This is a genomic window from Micromonospora sp. NPDC049230, from assembly GCF_040647875.1.
Lineage (GTDB): Bacteria > Actinomycetota > Actinomycetes > Mycobacteriales > Micromonosporaceae > Micromonospora.
Genome location: NZ_JBEZCZ010000097.1, coordinates 1 through 1185 on the forward strand (window position 1 = coordinate 1; position 1185 = coordinate 1185).

Below are 1185 nucleotides of genomic sequence, written 5' to 3' on the forward strand. Positions count from 1 at the left end.
TCGCTACAGAGGTTGAAAGGCCAGGGTTCGGGCTATCTCGGTGGTTCGGGTTCGAGGGTCATGCCGGTGCTGGCGAGGAAGCCGGCGAGGAGGTCGGTCTGTTGCTGACAGGCGCGTAGCCGGCGTTTGACCAGTTGCGCGAGGTGGTCGACGCTGCGGGCGGCGGTGTTGGTCAGGCCGCGTTTCATCCAGCGCCAGACGCCTTCGGTGGGGTTGAGGTCCGGAGCGTAGGCGGGTAACCGGATCACGGTCAGCCACGGCCGGGCGGCGATCAGGGCGTGCATGCGGTGGCTGACGTGGGTGTTCAGGTTGTCCCAGATCAGCACTATCGGTGCCTGCAGGCGCTGGTGGGTCTGGTCGAGGAAGGCGATGTAGTCGTCCTCGCTGAAGCTGCCACGCTCCCCGGCGCGACCGCGGTGCAGCCGGGTGCGCCACATCAGCCGGCCTCGCTGTCCGGGCTTGAGGCAGACCAGGCCGGCGATCGAGACCCGACCGGAGCCCTTACCGCAGACCTCGACGACGGGCGTGTGTCCGCGCCGGGCCCACGTCTTGGCCACCGGCGGTCGCATGACCTGGCCTGCCTCGTCCTGGAAGCAGATCCAGGCGCCACGCGTCGCGGCTAACCTCTTACCGACGGCCACCGCCCGCGATGCCAGCCAGCGATCGCTTCCGGATCACGTTCGATCGCCCGACGAGTGGGAACCTGCTGGCTGTACCCGATGCGATGCAGCAGATAGGACACCCCACGCAGCGTGTAGGAGACGCCGAAACGGCGCTCGATCACCTCCGCCACCCGCGCCAGAGTCCAGCGGGCATCGTCCCAGCCGTGCACGATCGGACCTTCATCGAGCATCTCAGCCAGCTGTTTGCGCTGCTCAACGGAGAGTTTGCAGTCCGAGCCACCCGGCCCGGCCGACGCCAGCGCCTCCGTTCCGCCAGCAGTCCACTGCCGCCGCCACAGACGCACCGACTTCTCGGAAACCCGCAGCTCAGAAGCGATCTGCGCGGTCGGTACGGACTCCTCGAACATGCTCGCGGCCTGGATCCGAACCTTCTCACGCCGGACCCGGGCTGCCGCGTTCATGCCACCACCAGCCGGATACCTCATACCTCCGGCCTACCGAACCCATCGCCCCAGATCACGCCGACACGCCGACGGACGTCAGCCTTTCAACCTCTGTAGCG

At 67.6% G+C, this 1185-nt stretch carries 2 protein-coding genes; both read right to left on the bottom strand.

Annotated elements, in window-relative coordinates; translation table 11 throughout:
* Nucleotides 1-32: 32 nt before the first annotated feature.
* A complete protein-coding gene (locus AB0A95_RS34700) occupies nt 33-641 on the bottom strand; it encodes a transposase (protein ID WP_357559992.1) in 609 nt (202 codons plus the stop codon).
* A complete protein-coding gene (locus AB0A95_RS34705; RefSeq protein ID WP_357559993.1) occupies nt 620-1084 on the bottom strand; it encodes a winged helix-turn-helix domain-containing protein in 465 nt (154 codons plus the stop codon). The genes AB0A95_RS34700 and AB0A95_RS34705 overlap by 22 nt, the downstream gene beginning before the upstream one ends.
* Nucleotides 1085-1185 lie beyond the last annotated feature (101 nt).